Origin of the sequence: Enterobacter sp. 04-C-12-SI-ECC (assembly GCF_047530715.1) — a bacterium.
In the GTDB taxonomy this organism is placed as follows: Bacteria; Pseudomonadota; Gammaproteobacteria; order Enterobacterales; family Enterobacteriaceae; genus Enterobacter; species Enterobacter bugandensis.
The window spans coordinates 1-6,382 of the sequence record NZ_JBLKDI010000043.1 but is presented as its reverse complement, the minus strand read 5'-3'; the positions used below and the strand labels follow the sequence as shown (position 1 = coordinate 6,382).

The following is a 6,382-nucleotide window of genomic DNA, read 5'->3' as shown; positions in this document are numbered from 1 at the left end:
TAACCTGAATCTGAGGCAGCACCTGGCACGGCTGGGACGGAAGTCGCTGTCGCTCACAAAATCGGTGGAGCTGCATGACAAAGTCATCGGGCATTATCTGAACATAAAACACTATCAATAAGTTGGAGTCATTACCCTTTTTTCAACTTCTGATGGATGCGAGTGATTGAACTCATACATTAATGTTTTCCCACGAAGTCTTTTTTCAGGTAAGCCTTCGCACATATCGGTAAATAGCTTGCCTGCTTTTATTTTTTCTGTCATCGACATGTTCATTTTTAACATTCCGTCCTGATAAGTTGGTCGGATAAGGCGCTCGCGCCGTATCCGACATTAATTTCTTAAGCGACTTCATTCACCTGGCGACGCAGCAGAGAAAGTGGGCCGGGGCCGCTAAGCGTGAACACGGAAATTAAGGTGAAGCCCAGCGCCACCAGACCCAGCACCAGGTAAGCGCCCTGGAAACCGATGCTTTCATACATATTGCCCGCCAGAATAGACATAAAAATCATCGCCAGTTGCTTAAAGAAGCAGAAACAGACCAGATAAATCGTCGCTGAAAAACGCACTTCAAACTGGCTGGTAATATATTTAAAGCAGCCCACCAGCAGGAACGGTACTTCAAACATATGCAGCGTTTTCAGAATAACCACTTCCAGTGCTGAGGTAGCGAACGATGAGCCAATAATACGTACTGACATAATAGTGCCAGCCAGCAGCAGGGCGTTTTTCCCACCGATGCGATTAATGATCAGTGGCGCAAAAAACATAATCGAGGCGTTAAGTAATTCGCCCATTGTCGTTACGTAGCCAAATACCCGCGTACCCTGTTCACCGGTAGCAAAGAACGAAGTAAAGAAATTAGCAAACTGTTGGTCAAAAACATCGTAGGTGCAGGAAACGCCAATAACATACAGTGACAAAAACCACAGTTTTGGCTGTCTGAACAGTTCCAGCGCCAGCTTAAGGCTAAATGCCGAATGGTTGGCACCTACCGCATTGGCAACCGTGGCAGAAGAGGGCGCATCCGTTTTGGCGAAAAAGAGTAAAACGGCGAGGATGAATGCACAGCCAGAACCCAGCCAGAAAACAAACTGATTATTGATGGTGAACATGATGCCGACAATCGAGGCACACAGCGCCCAGCCAACACAGCCAAACATCCGCGCGCGACCATATTCGAAATTACTGCGACGGCTGACTTTCTCGATAAATGCCTCTACTGCTGGCGCACCGGCGTTAAAACAAAAGCCTAGATAAATACCACCAACAATCGATCCTACTAAAATGTTGTATTGTAACAGTGGCCCGAAGATAAAAATAAAGAACGGCGCAAACATCACTAACATGCCGGTAATAATCCACAGCAGGTATTTGCGCAGCCCGAGTTTGTCAGAAAGCAGACCAAACAGCGGTTGGAATAATAGCGAGAACAGAGAAATAGCGGCAAAAATAATACCCGTATCACTTTTGCTGATATGGTTGATGTCATGTAGCCAAATCGGGAAAAACGGGAAGTAGGCTCCCATGATAAAAAAGTAAAAGAAAAAGAATAAACCGAACATCCAAAAGTTTGTGTTTTTTAAATAGTACATAATGGATTTCCTTACGCGAAATACGGGCAGACATGGCCTGCCCGGTTATTATTATTTTTGACACCAGAGCAACTGGTAATGGTAGCTACCGGCGCTAAGGTGGAATTCCGCCGACACTGACGGGCTCCAGGAGTCGTCGCCACCAATCCCCATATGGAAACCGTCGATATTCAGCCATGTGCCTTCTTCCGCGTGCAGCAGATGGCGATGGCTGGTTTCCATCAGTTGCTGTTGACTGTAGCGGCTGATGTTGAACTGGAAGTCGCCGCGCCACTGGTGTGGGCCATAATTCAATTCGCGCGTCCCGCAGCGCAGACCGTTTTCGCTCGGGAAGACGTACGGGGTATACATGTCTGACAATGGCAGATCCCAGCGGTCAAAACAGGCCGCAGTAAGGCGGTCGGGATAGTTTTCTTGCGGCCCTAATCCGAGCCAGTTTACCCGCTCTGCTACCTGCGCCAGCTGGCAGGTCAGGCCAATCCGCGCCGGATGTGGCGTATTGCTCGCCACTTCAACATCAACGGTAATCGCCATTTGACCACTTCCATCAATCCGGTAGGTTTTCCGGCTGATAAATAAGGTTTTCCCCTGATGCTGCCACGCGTGGACCGTGGTAATCAGCACCGCGTCGGCAAGCGTATCTGCCGTGCACTGCAACAACGCTGCTTCGGCCTGGTAATGGCCCGCCGCCTTCCAGCGTTCGACCCAGGCGTTAGGGTCAATGCGGGTCGCTTCACTTACGCCAATGTCGTTATCCAGCGGTGCGCGGGTGAACTGATCGCGCAGCGGCGTCAGCAGTTGTTTTTTATCGCCAATCCACATCTGTGAAAGAAAGCCTGACTGGCGGTTAAATTGCCAACGCTTATTATCCAGCTCGATGCAAAAATCCGTTTCGCTGGTGGTCAGTTGCGGGATGGCGTGGGGCGCGGAGGGGAGTGTCACGCTGAGGTTTTCCGCCAGACGCCACTGCTGCCAGGCGCTGATGTGTCCGGCTGCTGACCATGTGGTCGCGTTCGGTTGCACTACGTGAACCGTTAGCCAGAGTTGTCCGGCGCTCTCCGGCTGCGGTAGTTCAGGCAGTTCAATCAACTGTTTACCTTGTGGAGCGACATCCAGAGGCACTTCACCGCTTGCCAGCGGCTTGCCATCCAGCGCCACCATCCAGTGCAGGAGCTCGTTATCGCTATGACGGAACAGGTATTCGCTGGTCACTTCGATGGTTCGCCCGGATAAACTGAACTGGAAAAACTGCTGCTGGTGTTTTGCTTCCGTCAGCGCCGGATGCGGCGTGCGGTCTGCAAAGACCAGACCGTTCATGCAGAACTGGCGATCATTCGGCGTATCGCCAAAATCACCGCCGTAAGCCGACCACGGATTGCCATTTTCATCATATTTAATCAGCGACTGATCCACCCAGTCCCAGACGAAGCCGCCCTGTAAACGGGGGTACTGACGAAACGCCTGCCAGTATTTAGCGAAGCCGCCAAGACTGTTACCCATCGCGTGGGCGTATTCGCAAAGGATCAGCGGGCGCGTCTCTCCAGGCAACGAAAGCCATTTTTTGATGGACCATTTCGGCACAGCCGGGAAGGGCTGGTCTTCATCCACGCGCGCGTACATCGGGCAAATAATATCGGTTGCGAAGGTGTCGGCTCCGCCGCCTTCATACTGTACCGGGCGGGAAGGATCGACAGATTTGATCCAGCGATAGAGTGCGTCGTGATTAGCGCCGTGGCCTGATTCATTCCCCAGCGACCAGATGATCACACTCGGGTGATTACGATCGCGCTGCACCATTCGCGTTACGCGTTCGCTCATCGCGGGTAGCCAGCGCGGATCATCGGTCAGACGATTCATTGGCACCATGCCGTGGGTTTCAATGTTGGCTTCATCCACCACATACAGGCCGTAGTGGTCGCACAGCGTGTACCACAGCGGATGGTTCGGATAATGCGAACAGCGCACGGCGTTAAAGTTGTTCTGCTTCATCAGCAGGATATCCTGCACCATCGTCTGCTCATCCATGACCTGACCATGCAGAGGATGATGCTCGTGACGGTTAACGCCGCGAATCAGCAACGGCTTGCCGTTCAGCAGCAGCAGACCATTTTCAATCCGCACCTCGCGGAAACCGACATCGCAGGCTTCTGCTTCAATCAGCGTGCCGTCGGCGGTGTGCAGTTCAACCACCGCACGATAGAGATTCGGGATTTCGGCGCTCCACAGTTTCGGGTTTTCGACGTTCAGACGTAGGGTGACGTGATCGGCATAACCACCACGCTCATCGATAATTTCACCGCCGAAAGGCGCGGTGCCGCTGGCGACCTGCGTTTCACCCTGCCACAAAGAAACCGTCACCCGCAGCTCATCGCGCAGCTCGCCGTACATCTGAACGTCTGCCTCCAGTACAGCGCGGCTGAAATCATCATTAAAGTGAGTGGCTACATGGAAATCGCTGATTTGCGTGCTCGGTTTATGCAGCAACGAGACGTCACGGAAAATGCCGCTCATCCGCCACATATCCTGATCTTCCAGATAACTGCCGTCACTCCAGCGCAGCACCATCACCGCGAGGCGGTTTTCTCCGGCGTGTAAAAATGCGCTCAGGTCAAATTCAGACGGCAAACGACTGTCCTGTCCGTAACCGACCCAGCGCCCGTTACACCACAAATGAAACGCCGAGTTAACACCATCAAAAATAATTCGCGTCTGGCCTTCCTGTAGCCAGCTTTCATCAACATTAAATGTGAGCGAGTAACAACCCGTCGGATTCTCCGTGGGAACATACGGCGGATTGACCGCAATGGGATAGGTCACGTTGGTGTAGATAGGCGCATCGTAACCGTGCATCTGCCAGTTTGAGGGGACGATGACAGTATCGGCGTCAGGAAGATCGCGCTCCAGCCAGCTTTCTGGTACCGCTTCTGGTGCCGGAAACCAGGCAAAGCGCCATTCACCATTCAGGCTGCGCGACTCTTGGGAAGGGCGATCGGTGCGAGCCTCTTCGCTATTACGCCAGCTGGCGAAAGGGGGATGTGCCGCAAGGCGATTAAGTTGGGTAACGCCAGGGTTTTCCCAGTCACGACGTTGTAATACGACGGCCAGTGAATCCGTAATCATTGTCATAGTTGTATCCTGCGTGAATTGTTATCCGCTCACATTTTCGCATAACATACGAGCCGGACACATAGAGTGTAAAGCCTGGGGTGCCTAATGAGTGAGCTGACTCACATTAATTGCGTTGCGCTCACTGCCCGCTTTCAAGTCGGGAAACTTGTCGTGCCAGCTGCATTAAGGAATCTGCCAACGTGCGGGGAGAGGTGGTTTGCGTATTGGGCGCCAGGGTGGTTTTTCTTTTCACCAGTGAGACGGGCAACAGCTGATTGCTCTTCACCGCCTGGCCCTGAGAGAGTTTCAGCAAGCGGTCCACGCTGGTTTGCCCCAGCAGGCGAAAATCCTGTTTGATGGTGGTTAACGGCGGGATATAACACGAGCTGTCTTCGGTATCGTCGTATCCCACTACCGAGATATCCGCACCAACGCGCAACCCGGACTCGGTAATGGCGCGCATTGCGCCCAGCGCCATCTGATCGTTGGCAACCAGCATCGCAGTGGGAACGATGCCCTCATTTAGCATTTGCATGGTTTGTTGAAAACCGGACATGGCACTCCAGTCGCCTTCCCGTTCCGCTATCGGATGAATTTGATTGCGAGTGAGATATTTATGCCAGCCCGCCAGACGCAGACGCGCCGAGACAGAACTTAATGGGCCCGCTAACAGCGCGATTTGCTGGTGACCCAATGCGACCAGATGCTCCACGCCCAGTCGCGTACCGTCTTCATGGGAGAAAATAATACTGTTGATGGGAGTCTGGTCAGAGACATCAAGAAATAACGCCGGAACATTAGCGCAGGCAGCTTCCACAGCAATGGCATCCTGGTCATCCAGCGGATAGTTAATGATCAGCCCACTGACGCGTTGCGCGAGAAGATTGTGCACCGCCGCTTTACAGGCTTCGACGCCGCTTCGTTCTACCATCGACACCACCACGCTGGCACCCAGTTGATCGGCGCGAGATTTAATCGCCGCGACAATTTGCGACGGCGCGTGCAGGGCCAGACTGGAGGTAGCAACGCCAATCAGCAACGACTGTTTCCCCGCCAGTTGTTGTGCCACGCGGTTGGGAATGTAGTTCAGCTGCGCCATCGCCGCTTCCACCTTTTCCCGCGTTTTCGCAGAGACGTGGCTGGCCTGGTTCACCACGCGGGAAACGGTCTGATAAGAGACACCGGCATACTCTGCGACATCGTATAGCGTTACTGGTTTCACATTTACCACCCTGAATTGACTCTCTTCGGGTGCTATCATGCCATACCACGAAATGTTTTGCGCCATTCGGAGGGGGCACGCCGAAGTGAGATTCAAAATGCCGACGTCAGTTCACAGGTGGGTAATGATACCAACGTGTTGATTTCGTATTTTCACTGACACCAGGATCATCCTGATGTTACAAGGATTGAATGACTACAGATTAAAATAGTCATCAACAGGTTGACAGCATTACCGTTTTTTTCGTCTCATTTTTATCGTATTCGGGTGTCTGTCTGTACCATGCAGACGCTCGCTTTTTGTAATGCCAGCTAAAGAAACAGGCTTAACGTAGGATATTTAATGAGATGGTCACTCCCTCCTTCCCGGTACTATGCTGAGGACAGGCTTTCATTCGGAGAACTATCATGGAAAACATTGCGCTCATTGGTATCGATCTGGGTAAAAACTCTTTCCA

4 protein-coding genes and 1 pseudogene are annotated in these 6,382 nt (G+C 52.4%); 1 reads left to right on the top strand and 4 read right to left on the bottom strand.

Annotated elements, in window-relative coordinates; all coding sequences use genetic code 11:
* Window positions 1–121: IS1 family transposase (locus ACMWL8_RS24990; protein WP_249040038.1), on the top strand; the 121-nt coding region annotated here is incomplete at its 5' end.
* 14 nt (window positions 122–135) lie between these two features.
* On the opposite strand, the pseudogene ACMWL8_RS24985 reads toward ACMWL8_RS24990, so the two are convergent.
* The 4 genes and pseudogenes from ACMWL8_RS24985 to lacI all read right to left on the bottom strand — a co-directional run.
* Window positions 136–276 (bottom strand): annotated as a pseudogene (locus tag ACMWL8_RS24985) (maltose acetyltransferase domain-containing protein); the annotation flags it as partial.
* A 65-nt stretch (window positions 277–341) separates the two neighbouring features.
* Window positions 342–1,595 (bottom strand): lactose permease, encoded by a 1,254-nt coding sequence (gene lacY, locus ACMWL8_RS24980; RefSeq protein WP_003846917.1) that lies wholly within the window; start codon window positions 1,593–1,595, stop codon window positions 342–344.
* Window positions 1,596–1,646: 51 nt separating this feature from the next.
* On the bottom strand, window positions 1,647–4,721 hold the full coding sequence (gene lacZ / locus ACMWL8_RS24975; RefSeq protein WP_007894989.1) for a beta-galactosidase: 3,075 nt from the start codon (window positions 4,719–4,721) through the stop codon (window positions 1,647–1,649).
* A gap of 121 nt (window positions 4,722–4,842) precedes the next feature.
* Complete coding sequence (gene lacI / locus ACMWL8_RS24970; RefSeq protein ID WP_007851507.1) at window positions 4,843–5,925, bottom strand: DNA-binding transcriptional repressor LacI; 1,083 nt, start codon at window positions 5,923–5,925, stop codon at window positions 4,843–4,845.
* Window positions 5,926–6,382 lie beyond the last annotated feature (457 nt).